The 20,293-nt window shown below is 41.5% G+C and carries 15 protein-coding genes; 9 read left to right on the top strand and 6 right to left on the bottom strand.

The annotated features are described in order from the left end of the window. The first annotated feature begins 15 nt into the window (after positions 1-15). The 3 genes from LV92_RS05985 to LV92_RS05975 all read left to right on the top strand — a co-directional run bounded on the left by LV92_RS05985 (position 16) and on the right by LV92_RS05975 (position 4,739). Positions 16-1,524, top strand: coding sequence for an alpha-L-fucosidase (locus LV92_RS05985; protein WP_111622731.1), 1,509 nt, complete (start codon positions 16-18; stop codon positions 1,522-1,524). A gap of 26 nt (positions 1,525-1,550) precedes the next feature. Further along, entirely contained in the window at positions 1,551-3,137 is a 1,587-nt protein-coding gene (locus tag LV92_RS05980) for a sulfatase family protein (protein ID WP_170126292.1), read from the top strand. A 192-nt stretch (positions 3,138-3,329) separates the two neighbouring features. Further along, a complete protein-coding gene (locus LV92_RS05975; protein ID WP_211322937.1) occupies positions 3,330-4,739 on the top strand; it encodes a sulfatase-like hydrolase/transferase in 1,410 nt (469 codons plus the stop codon). Positions 4,740-4,863: 124 nt separating this feature from the next. On the opposite strand, the gene LV92_RS05970 is transcribed toward LV92_RS05975, so the two are convergent. Genes LV92_RS05970 through LV92_RS05955 form a run of 4 tightly spaced genes read right to left on the bottom strand, consistent with a single transcriptional unit; the run spans position 4,864 to position 11,173 of the window. Continuing rightward, a complete protein-coding gene (locus tag LV92_RS05970) occupies positions 4,864-5,598 on the bottom strand; it encodes a DUF6250 domain-containing protein (RefSeq protein WP_170126291.1) in 735 nt (244 codons plus the stop codon). A gap of 14 nt (positions 5,599-5,612) precedes the next feature. Continuing rightward, complete coding sequence (locus LV92_RS05965) at positions 5,613-8,408, bottom strand: chitobiase/beta-hexosaminidase C-terminal domain-containing protein (protein WP_111622728.1); 2,796 nt, start codon at positions 8,406-8,408, stop codon at positions 5,613-5,615. Positions 8,409-8,423: 15 nt separating this feature from the next. Next, positions 8,424-9,896 carry a sulfatase-like hydrolase/transferase gene (locus LV92_RS05960; protein ID WP_111622727.1) on the bottom strand — a complete coding sequence of 491 codons (1,473 nt, stop codon included), beginning with the start codon at positions 9,894-9,896 and terminating at the stop codon, positions 8,424-8,426. 26 nt (positions 9,897-9,922) lie between these two features. Next, a complete protein-coding gene (locus tag LV92_RS05955; RefSeq protein WP_111622726.1) occupies positions 9,923-11,173 on the bottom strand; it encodes a glycoside hydrolase family 88 protein in 1,251 nt (416 codons plus the stop codon). Positions 11,174-11,725: 552 nt separating this feature from the next. Here LV92_RS05955 and LV92_RS05950 point away from each other — a divergent pair. The 6 genes from LV92_RS05950 to LV92_RS05925 all read left to right on the top strand — a co-directional run bounded on the left by LV92_RS05950 (position 11,726) and on the right by LV92_RS05925 (position 18,288). After that, positions 11,726-12,691 (top strand): SMP-30/gluconolactonase/LRE family protein, encoded by a 966-nt coding sequence (locus tag LV92_RS05950; protein ID WP_111622725.1) that lies wholly within the window; start codon positions 11,726-11,728, stop codon positions 12,689-12,691. A 258-nt stretch (positions 12,692-12,949) separates the two neighbouring features. After that, the gene (locus LV92_RS05945) at positions 12,950-13,426 is read left to right on the top strand and encodes a RidA family protein (protein WP_111622724.1); all 477 of its coding nucleotides are present in this window, start codon (positions 12,950-12,952) and stop codon (positions 13,424-13,426) included. A 24-nt stretch (positions 13,427-13,450) separates the two neighbouring features. After that, positions 13,451-14,377, top strand: coding sequence for an RraA family protein (locus LV92_RS05940; RefSeq protein WP_111622723.1), 927 nt, complete (start codon positions 13,451-13,453; stop codon positions 14,375-14,377). Next, positions 14,371-14,895: a nuclear transport factor 2 family protein gene (locus LV92_RS05935; RefSeq protein ID WP_111622722.1), complete on the top strand. Its 525-nt coding sequence runs from the start codon at positions 14,371-14,373 to the stop codon at positions 14,893-14,895. Before LV92_RS05940 ends, LV92_RS05935 begins: the two co-directional genes overlap by 7 nt. A gap of 26 nt (positions 14,896-14,921) precedes the next feature. Then, positions 14,922-16,010, top strand: a complete 1,089-nt coding sequence (locus LV92_RS05930) for a bile acid:sodium symporter family protein (RefSeq protein ID WP_245946278.1) — start codon at positions 14,922-14,924, stop codon at positions 16,008-16,010. 61 nt (positions 16,011-16,071) lie between these two features. After that, on the top strand, positions 16,072-18,288 hold the full coding sequence (locus tag LV92_RS05925) for a DUF7133 domain-containing protein (RefSeq protein WP_111622720.1): 2,217 nt from the start codon (positions 16,072-16,074) through the stop codon (positions 18,286-18,288). A 24-nt stretch (positions 18,289-18,312) separates the two neighbouring features. Here the strand turns inward: LV92_RS05925 and LV92_RS05920 are convergent, their stop codons facing one another. After that, complete coding sequence (locus LV92_RS05920; RefSeq protein ID WP_111622719.1) at positions 18,313-19,305, bottom strand: Gfo/Idh/MocA family protein; 993 nt, start codon at positions 19,303-19,305, stop codon at positions 18,313-18,315. A 7-nt stretch (positions 19,306-19,312) separates the two neighbouring features. Then, positions 19,313-20,224 carry a dihydrodipicolinate synthase family protein gene (locus tag LV92_RS05915; protein ID WP_111622718.1) on the bottom strand — a complete coding sequence of 304 codons (912 nt, stop codon included), beginning with the start codon at positions 20,222-20,224 and terminating at the stop codon, positions 19,313-19,315. Between the last annotated feature and the right edge of the window lie 69 nt (positions 20,225-20,293).

Raw genomic sequence — 20,293 nt, 5'->3', positions numbered from 1 at the left:
GATAAAATTAAAGGAATGCAATCGTGGTCACTTTTAGGGAAATGTATTTTGAATAAATGTGGATTTGTTCTGCTTTTATTCCTTTTTGCTGTACCAGTGAATTCCCAGGACGTTCCAGACCCTTACGCTGAGACGGGCAGTAATGGTATTAATAAAGTTAGTGAACCTATAACAATTGGTAGTAAGGAAATAAATGTACTTTCCGCGGGTCTTGCGGAAACCAGCTTCAATTTTAAAACTACGGTATTAAATTATATGTTCCAGTGGATAGAGTCCGAAGCTCCAGGGCCATATATCATGAAATGGCAATTGGAATCTTCCATGGTGGAAAATTACGAGATAGTTGCTAGGATTTTTGGCACGAATATAAAAGGGACATTATCCTGCAATGGACAAAGTCTGGAGTTTGTCTCCAATGAAGAGGACTGGGCACAAATTGCACTTGGAACAATAGCATTAAAAAAAGGCATCAACACTTTACAGTTGGAAATTAATACGGACCAGAAGTTTAAACTATCCGCTCTGGAATTGATTGCACCAACTTACGTAGCAAAAATAGATGAAGAGGCCCAGAAAATAAGGCAGACCGCAGATTGGTTCAAGGATGCCGGATACGGGTTAATGTTTCAGTGGACTAATAGGGCAACACCCGAAAAAGGGGATACTATAAAGGCATGGGAAGATAAGGTCAACGATTTTGATGTTGAAGAGTTTGTAAATATGGTGGAGGAATCCGGGGCCGCCTATGTTATTTGGTCAATGACCTGGGGACAACAGTATATTTCCGCACCCATTGCATCCTTGGACAAGGTATTAAAAGGCCGAACTACAAAACGGGATCTTCTAGGCGAAATGGCAGATCGGCTGCATGCAAAAGGAATCAAATTGATATTCTATTATCACTACGGTTATGATTGTTACCACTCCATAGATGCCACTTGGATGCAGGCTTCAGGGGGTTATAAAGCGGATAAAACGGAATTGTACGGTAACCTAAAGAACATCATAGCTGAGGTGGGCAATCGTTATGGAGCAAAATTGAACGGATGGTTTTTTGACGGGGCCCAACGCTATTACGATACCCATTTTGATGGTAGTTCCGGAGGTATTTCCACGGCCAATTTTAAGGAGATAAGTAAGGCCGCCAAAACCAATAACGGGCAACGTATAATTTCCTATAATTCTTGGATTTTACCCAAGGTTACGGAGTATCAGGATTATTATGCCGGGGAGGGCCTAAAACAATTTACGGGACTGGATGATGGTGTATTTCCAGAAGGAAATTATAAGGGCTTGCAGGCACATAGCTGTTTTACTTTGGAAAAAAGGTGGGGGCACATCGATAAGAATACTAGCATAGCCAGTCCAAAACATTCCCTTGATGATCTCATTGGCAGAATAAAACATGCGCAAAAAAATCGATATCCACTTTCCATTAATCTTGAAATGTATGAGGATGGTTCCGTATCGCCTGAGTCAGTGGAATTATTGCGAAAAGTTCGTCAAGGAATACGTGGGAAATAGATTTTATGAAATTTAATTTAAAAGAGATGATGCATTTATTCAAACTGAATCTTAAAGTTTTATTGTTATTATTTTCAATAGCTACCGGAGCTCAAAGTATTCAAAAACCAAATATCGTCATTATTTATACCGATGACCAGGGTTATGGGGATGTAGCAGCTCTTAACCCCGATGCTAAATTTAGGACTCCCAACATGGATAAGTTGGCGAATGAAGGTATAATTTTTACGGACGGACATAGCAGCGATGCTGTCTGTACTCCCTCTAGATACTCTTTGTTGACCGGAAGGTACAGTTGGAGGACCTCCTTAAAAAAAGGAGTCCTTGAAGCCGATGGACCCTGTTTGATAGAGAAGGATAGGATGACCATTGCCTCCTTGTTAAGGGATAATGGTTATAAGACAGCCATGGTTGGCAAATGGCACCTACAAATGGAGTTTGAAGGCAGTTTGGGCAAAGACCGCGATTGGTCCAAACCCTTTAGTGATGGCCCAATAGAAAAAGGGTTCGACTATTTTTTCGGTATTCCCGCTTCTATGAACTATGGTATTCTTACCTATTTGGAAAATGATAGGGTTTTGGATCCGCCAGTGTTATGGACAAAAAAGAAAGCGGATACCAACCCCTGGACGTATAGCGACAGTATTAATCCGAAGCCCTATAGAATGACCCCCCCTTATGAAAAAGAAGGAGGAAGTGGATGGGTTGAGGTGGCTCCATCCTTCAACGATGAATTGGTCCTCGAAACCCTGGCCAACAAGGCCGTGAAGTATATAGATGAATCTGCGAAGGAGGCAAAAAATGGCAAGCCTTTCTTTCTTTATTTGCCATTGAACAGTCCACATTTACCACATTGTACACATCCCGATTTCCAAGGCCGTAGTAATTGTGGCAATTATGGGGATTTTATGGAAGAAACCGATTATAGGGTGGGACAGGTGCTGGAAGCCCTAAAAGCCAATGGCATTGATGACAATACCCTGGTAATTTTTTCCTCTGACAACGGTGCCGAAACCAACTACGTTTATCAACGCGATGTATATGGGCACTACAGTAGTTTTAATTTTAAAGGCGGTAAACGCGACATATATGAGGGTGGACATCGCGTGCCATTCCTAATGCGTTGGCCGGCCCAAATCAAGACCGGTTCGGAAACCAATGTACCGGTCTGCCAAACCGATTATCTCGCGACCATTGCAGCTATTATTGGAGTAAGACTTCCGGATAATGCTGGGGAGGACAGTTATAGTCTGCTACCAATTTTACAAGGAAAAGATTATGATAAAGGGGTTAGGGGAGCGGTAATACATCATTCCGTAACGGGGGATTTTGCAATTCGCGATGGAAAATGGAAATTGAATATGCTCCGTGGTTCAGGGGGTTCCTTGGAACCTAGATTTATTCAACCCAAAGAAGGAGAAGCCGTCTTTGAACTTTATAATATAGAGGAAGACCCAAGTGAGACCAACAACCTCTATTTTAAACATCCCGATGTGGTGAAAAGACTTACCAAAAAGATAAGCAATATCATAAAGGACGGTAGAACAACGGCCGGAATGCCTCAAGCATATGTTAAGGAGAATTGGGATTTGCCCAAATGGGTTAAATCTTAGATTCAATCCAAACGAAATACAGGGAAAATTCAATTTTTCTTTATTGATCGAAATAAGCAAGAATAAGACCGAACAGAGAAATACAATTTTATAGTTTGGCCTTAGGTTTGTTCAGGAAGCAGTTTTGGCACCTTCAAAGTCCAATTTCCTGTTCCGATTTTAGAACATATACCTTAAAACAAAGTTTAAAAAATGAAACTAAGATCTACAATGCTTTTTTTGGGCACCTTACTTATGCTTTCGTGTGGAGGCAAGCAAGAAACAAAAAAAGAACCTATTGCCGAGGAAAAAACCCAACCGAATATCATTTTCATATTTGCCGATGATTGGGGATATGCAGATTTGGGAATCCATGGAAGTACCTTTTGCAAAACCCCCAACCTGGATAAAATGGCTGCCGAAGGCATCGATTTTCAGAACTTTTCCGTGGTTAATCCTGTTTGTTCACCCAGCAGGGTGGCGGTAATGACAGGGCAATACCCTGCAAGACACAGTGTACATGGGCATTTTGCTTCCGTAGAATCACATATTAACAGAAATATGCCTGATTGGCTGAACCCCCAAGCCCCCTTACTTCCTAAAATGTTAAAGGAAGCTGGATATTCCACGGCCCATTTTGGTAAATGGCATTTGTCCAATACCCATGTTGAAGATGCACCTTCTCCATTGGAATACGGATACGATGAGTATGGAGCTTTTAATTTACCGAGCAACTTACATCAAATGCATGCGGATTCTACCTTATATAAAACTATTGATTTTGTAAAGCGCAATAAGGATAAGCCATTTTTTGTAAATGCTTGGATTCATGCAACGCATACTCCGCATTACCCTAAGGATGAGTTCATGCAACAATTTGCTCATTTAGGCGAACAGCAACAGGTGTATGCAGCTGTTGTGGCCGAGTATGATGCCCGTATTGGGGAATTGTTTTCCACTCTAAAAACTTTGGGAATAGATGAGAACACCTTGGTTGTCTTTTCTTCTGATAATGGTCCCGAAATAACCGGTAAAAATAAAATAACAGAGGATAATTCTACCGGACCTGGTTTAGGGACTTATTATTCCGTTGGGGAAACAGGCGAGCTTAAAGGACGTAAGCGCTCCCTTTTTGCAGGAGGTGTCCGTATACCCTTCTTGGTACGTTGGCCATCTAATGCGCCTGCCGGAGTGGTTGATAAAACAACCGAATTGGCCACTGTAGATTTGCTGCCAACATTTTTGGAATTGGCTGGGGCAAGCTATCCCGAGAATTACCAAGCCGATGGAGTAAGCATCGCTTCCGCCATAAGGGGCGAATCTTTTAATAGACAAAAGCCAATTTATTGGGATTGGCGTTTTTCCAGTGACAGGCCCGATTTTTGGCCCAGTGCCGCTGTTCAAGAGGGCAACTGGAAACTTTTGACCAACGATAAATTTGGAAGGGCCGAACTATACAATATTGCTGCCGATTGGGCAGAACAGAAGGACTTGTCTGTTGAAAACCCTGAAAAAACTAAGGAATTAACTGAAAAGCTCCGGGTTTTTCAAGAAACCCTACCTATTGCACCACCTGAAAATTGTTTTTCAAAGGAGAGAAATAGCCTTATTACTGGAAAATAAGAAACAAAATAACATCCGTTTTTTTGAGCTGCCAGGATATTTAATCCTATTGGTCATCAGTGGTATAACCTAGGATAAAAGTGCAAAGGTGACTAATGCGGACAAAACCTTTTTTAAACAGGAACTATTCCGCACCCGATAATTGGAACACCTGAAAATTATCAATAGTCATATGGTTGTTTACCGATCTAAAACCAAAATAACCACTGGTATAGGGCTCCGGGTCATAAAAATCGATTATACATTCACCATCGCGGTAATATTGGATTATACCGTTGTACGCTATAATCTTGATTTTTATGACCTTATTCGGCACTATCAGGTATTTCTGTTCAGAAAGGTCATGTTCTGGCAACAAGGGTCTGTCACCATTGCCCAGGTACCTTCTAAATCGCGTTTTGCTATTGTCATGTCCGCCAACACCCATATAGTAAAGTCGTAGGCTGTCATAGTTGTTAAATTTTCCTCCGCGATTTTCTGAATTAGCAAAGAGATCACTCGGATTTTCTAGGTCTTGTGCCATCCAAAAACAATTTAGATCGGAAACGCGGTCTTGGGGTCCGCCTTCGTCTATTACATAGGCTTCATATTGGATCATAATGGGACCTTCCAATTGTTTTTTGTACCAAATGGTACAGCCGGCCATATCGGTAATTTCCAGTTTTCCATCAGTATTGGTAACGATACCACCGGGCATCTGTTCCATATTCCAATTATCCAAGCCTTTTTCGAAATTTTCCTCAAAGATCAATGATGCCTTGGCCTGAAGTGTATCGTTAATGATTTCCTTCTTTTCTTTTTGGGAATAGGCCACCGAGAACAACATAATTAAAAAGAATGACAGGATCCTTTGTTTCATAAACATAAATAAAATTATGGGAATTGGACTTCAAACACTTTGGATTTGTAATCTCTTACCGCTATGATCTGAACGGTTTGTCCTGCGAATCGCTTTAGGTATTCTTGTAGATCAGAGATTCGCTCAACTTTGTTATTGTTTACTTGCTGAATTACCCAATCCTTGTCCAATTTGGCCTTCAGCCACATTTTGGCTTTTTCTTTGTTCAACATTTTTATATAACATCCATAGTTATACCCTCCGGTAGCATCTATGAGGTCCGGGTCATCGGCAATATTTACCAGTAAGGCACCATTTACTTCCAATTCCACAGCAGGGGATGGAGTTTTGGATTTGTTACCCTCATATTTCCCATTGATCAAGGTTTGGAACCAGCTAGGGTAGACGACCTCCTCTACCTTCTGAAATTTAGCCTCATTTGTAAAGCCGATCGGAGTTCCCTTACTATCAAAAGTCCTTGCCTTAATCGCTGTAGTATTCTGGAGTTGGATAGCATCGGTATACTGCAAGGAGTTAATGGTAGGTTCGGACCCATCACGGGTATAATAAATTTTTGCCCCTTGGCCCCCACGATCATCTGCTAGGAGCTGTACTGTAACCTTTTCGGAAAACTCCCCTCCAAAAGGAACCATACGTGTCATTTGATGCCCAAATTTATCCATTGGGAAATTCTTAAAGCCCAATTTTAAGGCAGGGGATTCTTCACTGACCTGATAGTTTCCGTTAAGTGGATCCACAAAGCCGGGATCTGCTACAACAGAATTTAAGTCGTACCCTTCCTGTTGCCAGGATTCCCAGTTTTTATTTTCGGTCATGAGGAAATCCTCCGGATGGTTTATGTTCCAATACAAATTGTTGTTGTAGTGGGTACTCCATTTGGTCTCGGTTGGTAAGGCTACGGGGCGAATAAAATTGTCCGTAGGGCTCTCCTTGCCGGGGACGGCACCGGAAATTACAAAGATGTTTTTGTAGATTTCATCCTCCGATTCCTTGGGCCATACATGCCAACCCAGCGGTACCGCGCTGACGGTGATGTTATTATAGACTTTGCGGGCCATACCATCGCGCAGCTTGATAGTAGATCCTAGGTTGAGGTTGTTGTAGATTTCAAAATAGCTGGAACCATCGTCCAAATCAATGGTCCAGTTGCCGGCGCTGATAGACTTCCTATAATTGGCGATACGATTGTTTCTTAGGATTACTGGATCTATGGCATCCAACTTGGTATATTCTTTTATAAAGTGTTCATCTGTACCCCTAGATCCTTTCCATTGTCTTTCCCTTCCCCAGGAATTAAAAGGTCCGTGTTCCCCGGTCTCCCTTACTGTTTCCCAAATATCGTTATGCTCAATGATATGTCCGCCCCAAGTACCATCATTGATACATATACCGGCTCTTGGGCAATTATAAATGGTATTATGTGCAACATTTATCTTATGGCTCATGGAGATATAAACCCCGGCCACTTGTTTCCCGACATCCCCAAAATCGTGCATGATGGAGTTTTCCACAGTACAGTTTTTAGGGTAATCAGGGGTTTTTGGGCCTGGTTCCAGATCCATGTTTTCACGCATGGTATTCCAGTCTTTCCCATCTATTTCACTGTCGTCCCACGTTTGGTAAAAACGCACGGCCGAAGGGGAGCCAACAAAACAGACCGCACTTTCGCCCGTGTGTACAAATTTGCAGGCTTGTACTTTGTTGTCACGGTTGTAATTGCTCATAAAAACGCCGTTGCCTCCTAGGTACTCAAAGCTGCAGTCGGCCACTAGGCAATTTTCCGCACCTTCCATAAAAACGGCCCCGCCCCTATGAATGGCCCAATCGCCACGTGCCACAGGCTCATAATTTTCCATGAAAGTATAGGTAGACTGTGTAAAATTAAACCCCTTTAATTGAATATGTTTTACCGGAGATTCTTTACTGCCTTTTAGTTGAATAAGGTCTTTTAGGACGGGAACCTCAAAGGTAGCCTCCGTCAACGTTAGGCTCGGGCTAGGATAATAATAGAGCAGATTGGCCTTGGTATCCAGATACCATTCGCCAGGAACATCCAATTCCTCAAATATATTATCGATAAAAAACCATGATGCCTTATCTTCTTTACCACCAATGCCATAACTCCGTTGTAATTGAAATCCTCCTTCGCCTAGGTAGACTTTATGTTCTTCCCGATCAACTTCCTTGATCCGATATTGCATATTGCCCCAATTATGGCTTTGGAAAGCATGTACAATTCCCGTTTCTGGATTGTTCCAGGTATTGGTCGAAAATTGCTGTAGATCATAGGAGAACCAACTGTCATATCGGCGATCGGTTCCCCCAGTGACCTGTTGGTAACCCTTTCCTCCCCTTTGGGGATTTTCATAATCGTAGTTTGGGAATCGTGCCCTTACTTGCCGATCATTGTTAATGAACAACTGGTCAAATGCTAGTCCCCCTGGTACTGCGGTAACCCATATTCCGTCCTTGTGCTCGCGCCAATCCAAATTTTCCAATCGTTGGGAACCTTTAATAGTTACATTGGCACCAGGCAAGGCAGAAAAAATAACTGGGTTCGTTGAGGTACCAGAGTGTTCACTGCCAAGAACCATGGTTTGGTCCAGATAGTAGCTCCCTTCCTGAAACCATACGGTAACCGTTTCTTTCCCGGCAAACTTCTTTACTTCGGCCAAAGCTCTTGAAAAGCTTGCAAAGGGATTAGCTTGAGTACCGTTACCACGGTCGTTCCCAGATGGGGAAACAAATATTTCTTTGGCTATAAGTTGACTGGTCAGTAATAAAAAAAGGATTGCAATTTTAAATCTCATAATATGCTTATTGTTCTAATTGGATTTTTGATCCCACAATCTATAGGGATCGTCATGGGCCACCATTTGTTCCAGCAAAAGGGCTTCCATTTCCTTTAATTTATCGTTGTATTTGGGATTATTTGCCAGATTGGTTTGCATTTCTTCCGATTTATGATGCTCCGGTAAATATTCGTTGGGGTTTTCAGCAAGGTTAAAAAGTTGGGTTTCCCTTACGGCTCCATCCATAACATCGTACTTTATTAATTTCCAATCCCCTTTTTTTACCGTACGCATACCAGGCTTTGTACCTCCTGCGTACACCCCGTACATTACCTCCCTAACCACTTCTTTTTCACCTTTAAGGACCGGGACAAAACTTATTCCTTCAACTGTTTCCGGAGCATCTATCCCTGCCAGTTCACAAAGAGTAGGCAGTACATCCAAAAGATAAATATTTCCTTTAACACGTTTACCAGCTTCAAGTCCGGGGCCTTTAAAAATAAATGGTACGCGCCAGGTGTGCTCGTATAAATTTTGTTTTCCCATTAATCCATGGCGTCCTATAGACATACCATGGTCTGAAGTGTAGATAATATAAGTATTGTCCAACTCACCGGACGCCTCCAGTTTAGCGAGCACTTTATTCAATTGAATATCTATATTTTCGGAACAGGCATATTCACGTCCCAACTCATTACGCACCGTTTGTTCATCCCTGTTTTTCCATACCCCACTTACGCGTTCCTCATCCCTAAGTTCAGGGTGGCCATGAAAGAAAGGATGTGCGTTTAGATAGTTTTCCTGTAATTGGGGCTGTTTTGGGTTGGCAGGAGGAAGACTATTTTGATCGGTATGGTTTATAGCTCCGTATTTTTCCAGTAGTTCGGGGGTACCGTCTCGGGTGTCATGGGGATGGGAGAAGCCAAAGTAGATGAAAAAGGGATCTTTTTCTTCTGCTTGTTCCCTATCATTTAAATAATTTAATACTTGCTCGGCATGCCAGGCACTTCCCGATTCTTCCGTGCCTCCCCGTTTGGTGGCATCATGCACAACAGTAAACTGTTCATTGGCCGCGGCATAGGAGTTCCCTTTTTTACAGGTGCGCATGGTGTTATACCCGGCCCTATTAAAAACGGCAGCTATAGATTGCTGCTCTAAACTATCGGGAGCCACACTTTCTTTATACCCCGAACTTTTGGGTAAATGCCATAAGGTTCTACCCGTCATTATCATATGCCTTGAAGGCGTACATACCGCACCTAGTGCTGCGCCCATGTGGCGGGCACTTTCAAAAACAACACCTTGTTTGGCCAATTCGTTTATAGTTGGGGTTTCCAGAATGGAATTGGGATCATAGGTTTTCAGATCAAAAGGCGATTGGTCGTCTACCAAAACGAAGAGGAAGTTGGGTTTTTTATGGGTCTTGTTTTTTTTTGGGGCACAGCCCACAATAAGAATCGCGGCCATGGCTACCACAAAGGCGGTATATAATGGTTTTCTATTCATAATTATTGGATTGGATTATAATTATTTTATTTCGTTTTGGTTACAAGGGATGCGGTCAAAGGAATTCCAGCCTTAAGTTTTTTTAACCTTAGCAATGCTTCCACGTAATAGTAATCTGCGTAGTTAATGGAGTAATCAATTTCGCTGCCATTGGGTTTATGGCCAGTGGAATGCAGTAAAAACGCTGAATTTTTATCTTTACTTTGGTAGTTGTTGGATAGTTCTACAAGCATTTTTTCGGCTTTGTCCAAATAATTTTTGGCAAGAATTGAATCTTTGGTGAAGGTAGAAAGTTCCAAAAGCGCTGATGAAACCAAGGCCGCTGCCGAGGCATCCCTTGGTTCATTGGGGATGTTGGGAGCATCAAAATCCCAATAGGGGATCAGGTCATTAGGTAGGCGGTCCAGATAAGCCTTTGCGGTCTTTTGGGCAAGGTCTAGATACTGCTCATCCCCTGTTTCCCTGTACACCATGGTATAGCCATAAATGGCCCAGCCCTGTCCGCGGGCCCACATACTATCGTCGGCATATCCTTGATGGGTAACCCCTTTAATTTTTTCCCCCGTTTCCCGGTTGTAGACCACTACATGATAGGAAGTATAATCTGGTCTAAAATGATTTTTCATGGTTACATCAGCATGGCTTACCGCAATATCATAAAGGGATTTCTTACCACCATTTTTAGAGGCCCAAAACAAAAGTTCAAGGTTGATCATGTTGTCCATAATTGTATTGTGCTGCGGCCATTCCATATTGGGAACTTCTCGTGGCCATGAGAGAATAGTACCTACATTTGGATTGAACAAAGTAGCCAAGGTATCCGCGGTTTTAAGTATAATTTCTTTGTATTCAGGATTTCCAGTTAGTCTATAACCATTTCCAAAACTGTTGAAGACCTGAAAACCAAGATCATGATCCAATGCCGGAGTAACCGAAAGGGGGGTGAGATACCTACTGTATGCGTCGGCTTGTTCCTTCCATTTTTGATCATTGGTATTTTCATAGAGATACCACAGGGTTCCTGGCCAAAATCCACTGGTCCAATCCTTGTAGTTTATAAATCGCCATTCCTGGCTATCGGGGGCTATGTTTCTTGGAAGGCTCTTACCATCTTTGGGTATAAGAGTCAAGGTCTTGGTAGCTTGTTGCGCACAATAAGAAAGTTGCTTATCAATATCAAAGGTTTGGGCATTACTTTTTTTAGGTTTTTTATTGCCGCAACCAATTGCAAGGGATAAGATAACTATGGAAGCCAGTATTTGTATTTTATTAGTCATTATTTAATGGTTAGTCATTTGTGATGTTCAGGATATAATTGGCCATAATGATTGCACATAGGTGTATGATGATTGCTTACAATTTGTGTTTTAAAACTATTGGTTAAGCCTATAAATATGTGAAATTTTTATTGATATAACTTGGAATTTGCTATAAGCTCTTTTGCGCACAATATAAGCACAAAAAAAATAAACTTAAAACTCATCAACCTTCCTGTTTTTGAATACTGTGGAAGTGCTTAAACAAAATGTCTAAAAAACAATTCAAGATTTTTTATAATATTTTGTGACTTCCATATCTACGCGAAATATACTAATGTCCATTCAGGAAAGGACCAGCTATATTTCCAGTTTATGGCTTTTTTTAAGGTAAATAAGTAGATCTAAATTTAATATGTATATTTAAAAGTATAATTTCTATGACTATTGCCGGTTTAGAAATTTGGAATGAGGTAGACCAAGTTTTTTAACGTTAAATTTTCTTTCTATTTTGGTGAAGGATTTTATCTAAGGGTATTAAAATAGTAATAATCATTCTTTATTTAAATGAACATGAATTACAAGATAAGTTCTTTTATTAAATGTGAACTAGCAGGCCTATGTTTGATACTGTGTATTGTAGGATGTAAGGAAAAACAGGAAAAGGACCCTAAAATAGATTTGGGTGAAATTGGCTACGGCCAAAAATTAGGATTGTACCAGAGCAGGGACTTTACAGAGCCTGCACTCTTTCCTTCGGGAATCGAGGGGCCTGCAGTGGATGCCAAAGGGGTATTGTATGCCGTTAATTTTGAAAGAACAGGAACCATAGGGCAGGTTGATTCCAATGGCGAAGCTTCCTTATTTGTTGATCTCCCAGAGGGGAGTATAGGTAACGGGATCCGTTTTAATAGCAATGGCGATATGTTCATAGCAGATTATACAAAACATAACATATTGAAGGTGGACATGGATTCTAAAGAGATTATTGTTTTTGCCCATAATAATGCTATGAACCAGCCGAATGATGTTGCTATAATGGACAATGATATACTATTTGCCAGTGATCCGGACTGGAGCAATTCAAAAGGACAGATCTGGAGAATAGATACCGATGGCACCGTAACTCTTTTGGAAGGGGATATGGGAACCACCAACGGCATTGAGGTTAGTCCGGACAACAAAACACTTTATGTTAACGAATCGGTACAACGCAATGTTTGGGCCTACGATCTTTCTCCAACCGGGGATATAAGCAATAAGCGCCTGCTTATTAAATTTGACGATTTCGGAATGGATGGTATGCGCACTGATATCAAAGGTAATCTATACATCACTCGACATGGAAAAGGAACTGTGGTCAAGGTGTCGCCCAAAGGGGAAATTCTAAAGGAAATCCAGTTAAAGGGCAAAACCCCTTCCAATATTGCCTTTGGTGGAAAAGACGGTACTATGGCCTTTATAACACTTCAGGACAACGGTAATTTTGAAACCTTTGATACGGAACATCCAGGAAGGGAATTTGTAATTTACAAATAGATTATATGTATCCATTATATATAGCAATAATACCAATGTAAGGTGGTGTTGGTAGGAACTGCCCAAGACTTAACATTCTGTTTTCTTAATGACGGTTCAACAATTGTAAGGGCAGCTATTCTAGGATGGAGAAATTTTCATATATTCATGTTTCCGGCAATAGATCATTAAAAAATAAGCGTTTAGCCGGTTTGGAATATCATTGGCCACAAATCAAAAATTTAATAAAGAACACAGATAATCATAAATTTTTAGACCATGGAAAACAAAACAACAAGAAGAGCATCTTTTAAAAAATTAGGAATGGGTTTGGCAGCTATGTTTGGAATAGGCGCCGCCGCTAGGGCAATGGACGGAGTTTCAAAACCAAAAAAAGAAGTGGTGGGAGACATCGTCATGGACCAGGATATACCTTTGTTCTCGGGTGGGGTAAAACATGGAAACACCCTTTATATAGCCGGCAAAGGGGCACACGTGGAACCTTTTGAGATCAAGGCACATACCGAGATTGTTTTACAAGAGCTGGAAAAGGAACTTAAAAAGCATGGTTCTTCCATGGAAAAGGTACTTAAAGTAAATGTGTATTTGGCCGATTTGGCGGATTACAAGGGAATGAACGAAGTGTTTAGGGGTCGTTTTGGACCAAACCCTCCGGTAAGGACTACCGTGGCTACCTATGGGGGCGTACCTGGAAATTCTTTGGTTGAAATGGACTGTATAGCTGCGCTAGACTAAAAGAGGTATAAACATTTAAGCATTATGAAGTTCAATATAATTATACAGTTCCTTTGCTTTCTAGCAGTGAATTCCATCGTTTTTGGGCAGACCATTCCCAAGGAAGAATTGATTTTCCTGACCTCTGAATGGAAAGGGGAACGCTTTGATGATGGCCGCCCAAAAATTCCGGACGATCTTTTGGAACGGGCAAAAAAAATTGGGATCGATGATGCATGGACCGTCCTGGAAAACGAAGGATATAAAAATCAGTTCGAGGGCAATTGGAAAATGGTACACGATGAAGTTCCTGTTGTGGGCAGGGCACTTACCGCACTGTTTATGCCCAGTAGGCCCGATGTGGAAAAGAATATAAAGGAAAGGGGAATAAGTTCCCAAGGGAGAAAGGGCAACACCAATTCATGGCCCATAGAGGTGCTCACAAAAGGTGACGTATATGTGGCCGATAGCTTTGGTAAGATAGATGCGGGTACGCTCATGGGGGCTACCCTGGCAACCTCTATTTATAGCAAGTCCGGAAATGGAGTAGTTTTTAATGGTAGTGCTAGGGATTTGGAGAGTATAAGCAAGATCGAAGGATTTAATGCCTTTGTACGCGATTTTCACCCTTCCTTTTTGGAGGAAGAAGTACTAATGGGACTCAACACCCCTATACGGATAGGTCAGGTAATGGTATTGCCGGGAGATCTTGTTTTAGCAAAGAGGGAAGGAGTACTTTTTATACCGGCCCATTTGGCCGAGCAAGTAGTGGGAACCTCGGAATTTGTAGCTCTCAAGGATCAGTTTGGTTTTGAAATGGTAAAGTCCAAGAAATATTCCACGGGAGAGATAGACAGTGATTGGAACGAACAGCTAAAAAAGGAATTCTTTGCATGGCTGGACAAACATCCGGAATTGGTAAAAATGTCCAAGGAGACATTGAATAAAATTTTAAGCAAAAGGACATGGTAATCGAAGGAAATACATTGATGAACCGTGTTAAAAGCAGCTGGATATTACCCATTTTTGCCCTGTTAATTTTGATGGGGTGTAAACAAAATGTGGATCCATCCAAGTCCGAAACAATGTCCGACATTATGGTGGAAGGACAAGATGAAATTACACTCGACGAAGTTCAACGGGCCGTTTCCACCTTTAACGAAGCTATGGTAAATCCGACCGCGGAACTCATGGACAAGTTATGTGCTGATAAACTCACCTACGGGCATTCCAGTGGACTGATCCAGGACAAGGCAGCGTTTATTGATGATATAGTGAACGGGCCATTCGATTTTTTGACTTTGGAAGCTGCCGATCAGACCATCACTATTTCTGGTAATACGGCAATAGTTCGCCATATTTTTTTGGCCAAGGGCACTAATGCCGGGGAGCCTGCAGATGTCCGTATTGGAAATACACAGGTATACCAAAAGGACCAGGATGGTGCACTTAAACTTTTGGCCAGACAGGCCTATAAGTTGCCCAATTAAAACTAAACTACCTAAACCGACCTATTTTGAAAAAACCAACTATTTATTCCATATGCCTAGGCATGGCCGCTATATTGCTGCTAGTAGTTCTGGGCATGATCTTTACACAAAACATAGAAAGGGCAGGTCTTTTAATAATGGCCTTTTTTGTACTTCTGGCCGTTGGTTTTAGTGGGTACAAATTTTTGAACAGTTATGTTTTTACCGCTTCCATATTTGCTGGGGTAGCCCTTGCGCTTTATTATCCACAGTATTTTGTTCAAATAGGCGATTTTAAGCTTACGGCTTTGATTATACCCTTGATCCAACTTATCATGTTCGGCATGGGAACATCCATGAGGATAAGTGATTTTGCCGAAGTTATCAAGGCTCCCAAAGGTGTCATGGTCGGGGTCACCGCACAGTTGGGCATAATGCCGATAATGGGCTTTGCACTGGCAAAATTTAGCAATTTTCCACCGGAGATTGCTGCGGGAATTGTACTTATAGGGTGTTCCCCAAGTGGGGTGGCCTCTAACGTAATGGCATATTTGGCCAAGGCCAACCTGGCCCTCTCCATCACCATAACCTCAATCTCTACACTTCTTGCGCCCTTTGTTACCCCAATTTTAATGAAGTTCTTGGCGGGGGAATTTATAGAAATTGATGTACTGGCTATGATGTGGAGTATTGTAAAAATGATTATTTTGCCCCTTGGTGTCGGGCTTCTCATAAACCGTTTAAGAGGGGATAAGGGAAAATGGCTGGACAAGGCACTTCCTATAATCTCTATGTTGGGCATTGGCCTAATAATCGTTGTCATAACCGCGGCAGGTAGGGATAGCCTTTTGGATATCGGAGGAATCTTAATGTTATTGGTGCTCATCCATAACTTATTTGGTTATACGCTTGGATATTGGTATGCTCGATTATTGCGATTGAATGAGCAGGATTCACGTACCATTGCTTTGGAGGTGGGAATGCAGAACGCGGGCCTCGCTTCAGGTATAGCCAATTCATTGGGTAAGATAGCCACCATGGGTTTGGCACCGGCCGTATTTGGACCCTTGATGAATATAACCGGGTCTATTTTGGCCTCTTATTGGCACAAGAGACCTCCAAAAGAACGCCAGTGATTCGAATATTAAAGTTAAATTTGGCGAAACTAGAAATATTTGAATAACAAGTTGATTGATTATGAATAAAATTTGTGTGTGCTTACTTCTTATGGGCGTTGTTGGCTGTGGTAAAAAGGAATACAAGGATAAAATTTACGTAAAACCCGAAATTGTAAGGGAAGCTCCATCGGATTTTCTTTCTCCTGAGGAAAGTATTGAAAAGTTTTATTTGCCAGAGGGATATAGGATAGAGTTGGTGGCCAGCGAACCCATGGTAAATGAACCAGTAGCAATTGCCTGGGATGGGGATGGAAAAATGTATGTGGCCGAAATGAATACCTATATGCAAAATGTGGATGGGGATGGTGAAGATGAACCCATCAGTCAGATTAAACTCTTGGTAGATTTGGATGGAGATGGAAAAATGGACAAGAGTACAGTCTTTATTGACAGTCTATTACTGCCCAGGATGATTTTGCCGCTTGATGACCGACTTATTGTAAATGAAACCTATTCGTATGATCTATGGAGCTATAGGGATACCGATAATGATGGTGTGGCCGACGAAAAAATCAGGGTTTATGAAAATCCAAAAAGAAGGGGAGGAAACTTGGAGCACCAACAGAGTGGTCTGGTCTGGAACCTGGACAATTGGGTATATACCACCTATAATCCATTGCGCTTCAGATTCAATAAGGATGGGATAAAAGTAGATTCCTTGGTAGATGGTTCTAGCGGACAATGGGGTCTGACCCAAGACGATCTGGGAAATATGTATTATTCTTCTGCCGGTGGCGAAACAGCCGCATATGGTTTTCAGGTACCTGCAATTTACGGGGAAGTGGACTTAGATGGACAGATCTCGGAAGGGTTTATGGAACCTTGGCCAGTGGTGGGCACACCTGATGTACAGGGCGGTGCAGAATTAAGATTGAAGGAAGATGGTACCTTGAATAAATTTACCGGTGTAGCCGGCCAAGAAATATTTAGAGGCGATAAATTACCTCCATCCACTTATGGGGATCTGTTTATTCCGGAACCGGTGGGCAGATTGATACGCAGGGCAAAAATAAAAAATGAGAACGGAAAAAAAGTGCTGTACAATGCCTACGACCAAGCCGAGTTCCTGGCTTCCACGGATTTGAACTTTAGACCTGTACAAGCACAAACAGGACCTGATGGTAGTCTATATATTGTAGACATGTACCGTGGTATAATTCAAGAGGGCAACTGGACAAGGGAAGGAAGTCATTTACGACCCGTTATTCTACGTAAAGGTTTGGATAAGAATATTGGAAGAGGTAGGATATATCGTATTGTCCATGAAGAGATCAAACCTGGAGGAAAACCTCAACTTTTGGATAAATCCGCAGAGGAGCTAGTGGATTACCTAGGACATACTAATGGGTGGTATAGAAATACGGCCCAAAAGCTGATCATATTAAAAGGAGATAAGACAGTAGTGCCTAAGCTTAAAGATATAGCAAGGGATAATGAGTCTTTTTGGACAGAAAACTTTGGAGATAAGGATTATCCGCGAGAAAGGGTGCATGCTTTATGGACTTTGGAGGGTTTAGGAGTTGTGGATAAATCACTTATCCTAGAAAAGCTCAATGATGTTGATCCCAGGGTCCGTATTACAGCAATAAGACTAAGTGAGGAATTTTTGAAGAAAGAAGATCAAGAAATAATGCAGGCCTTGGCCAAAGTGCAAAATGATAACGATATTAATGTAGTAAATCAATTAGTCTTGAGTTTAAGATATTCCAAAAGTGCAGAAAGCTCCGATCTCTTAAGTTCTGTCTCGGAACAATACGGAGACAATGAGCTGGTGGCTGCTTCCGTTGATCTGGGATTAAAAGCAAAAGATTCAGATTTGCAACAACTAAAGCATAGGCTGGCCAATAAAAGCAATGGTCATAAATGGAGGGCCTTGGATGGCTACGATATTTATAAACAAACTTGTGTTACCTGCCATGGCCAAGATTTAAAAGGGGTTCCCAATGGAGAAAACTCCCTAATTGCACCCTCTTTAATTGGTTCGCCAAGAGTTATGGGCGATAAGGAAGTACTCGTTAAAATTCTTCTAAACGGACTTACCGGACCTATAGACGGTAAGGAATACGGTATTATGTTGCCAATGGGAAGTAACGATGATGATTGGATCGGCCATGTGGCTACCTACATTCGTTCCATGAACGACACAACTATGGTGCATGAAAATGAGGTGAGAGATATCCGTGCCAAAGATCCGGATAGGAAAAACTATTGGACATTAAAGGAATTATTGAAGTAATAAAAAAAGGGGGCAAGAGAATAACTACAGAAATATTCGTTGCCCCTTTAGATTACTTTCTTCCAACTTTTCAGTAACAATCATATTCTTAACGGCATCTTCTAAGGGAGTAGGCACCGCCGTATTATTTATTACGGACAGAGCAAAAAGATCTGCTTGGATTGTGTATTGATTACAGATATCAAATTCAATGGATTGGCACATATCGTCTATGGTGATCCATATTTTTGCAGGCCTGTCTATTGGTGGGTTAAAGGGTAGTTCAAATCTTATATTCCCTTTGGTTCCAAAAATTTGGGCCTGTTGATTGTCAGCCAATAGTGTTGAGCTAAAAAATACCGAAGTACCGGTTTCAAACTCCAATATTCCCGAGGCCAATACGTCTACCATAAATTCAGGATGATATTCTATAACGGAGGAAATACTTTTAGGTTCTGAATTGAATATAAAACGTGAAAGGGAAATGGGGTAACCGCCAATATCCATTAGACTTCCACCGCCAAATTCTTTTTTATTTACGATACTATTGGGGTCATCCTCGTAAAATGAGAAGGAAGATTGAATGGTTTTAACTTCACCAATTACTTTCTGGGCCACTAATTCCTTGGCCTTTACCCATTGGGGATGATGTCTGTACATATAAGCTTCCATAACCTTAAGGTGAGGGTATTTTTGGGAAGCTTTTAATAATTTTTCGGCCTCCTTACTGGATAGTCCAACAGGTTTTTCAACCAAAACATGCTTATCAGCCTGCAAAGCCTTAATGGCCCATTCTACATGTAGATGATTGGGCAGCGGAATGTATATGGCGTCAATATCTTCATCAGCCAATAATTCCTCGTAAGAACCATATGATTTTGGAATTTTGAATTGCGCGGATATATCTTTCGCCTTCTCCAAATTTCTGGAGGCAATAGCATGGACCGCGCCATGTAGGCAATTGAGCATTGCCGGAATTACGTGCTCCGTTGCAATATGGGCAGTGCCCAAAATTCCCCATTTTATTTTTTTGTCCATCAATTATTTAAATGACCTGTGTTCCTGCGAACTGGTCTAAATATTCTTTTACCTTTTCCCTTTCCCCGTTTTCAAATTTTCTCAATGGTAAGGCCATATGGTCCTCGCAAATGTCCATTACCGATAGGGCACATTTGATGCCCTTGGTTATTCTAGAAGCATTCTTGCCTACGCAATAAATACTGCTGTTTACAAAGGCCACCTTATTGCGAAGTATTTTTATATCCTCTAAATTATTCACCACAGAGGCGTTGTAAAGATCAACAAATAATTCTGGCAGGAAATTAGCACCCCCTGCAACGGCCCCATGACCACCATATAGTATAGTCTCCGGTAAAAACATTTCTGTTCCTACAATGATGGAAAATTCCGGAGTCTCCTTAAATGCTTCAATCAGCGAGTAGAAATAGGACATATCACCTGAGCTGTCCTTGATACCTATGGCACCCAATTCCTTAGCCTTTTTTACGGTCTCCAAGGAAAGGTGTAGTTTGGTACAGCTTGGCATATTGTACATCATAACAGGCAAGGACAATTGTGGAATTAAACGCTCCAAATAGTCGACCATTTCTTCCTGCGAAATTGGAAGATAATAAGGAGGGGCTACCACCACTGCATCTGCACCGGCTTCTTTGGAATGTGCTGCAATGTCCAAGGAACCGCTAAAGGAGGTATCGGTTATTCCTACCAGTACCGGAACCCTTCCACGGATATATTTACAAGCCTTTGTAATTAGCTCTTTACGCAATGCATAACTAAGACTGGGAGCTTCCCCATTTGTGCCTAAAAGGAATATCCCGTGCACACCTCCATTAATAAGGTGTTCAATGAGTTTTTCCAATCCTTTTACATCTAAACCACCGTCTGCGTTAAGAGGGGTAACCATTGGGGGAATGATCCCTTTTAATTCTAATGCCATATATTTTCTTTAGTAGGAACAAAGTAAATTTAAAAGGCAGGGGTGTACCACAACTATATTATTTAAAAT

The sequence above is a fragment of the Arenibacter echinorum genome, from assembly GCF_003259375.1.
In the GTDB taxonomy this organism is placed as follows: Bacteria; Bacteroidota; Bacteroidia; order Flavobacteriales; family Flavobacteriaceae; genus Arenibacter; species Arenibacter echinorum.
The sequence above is the reverse complement of the archived record's forward strand: the minus strand, read 5'-3'. Positions and strand labels throughout refer to the sequence as shown.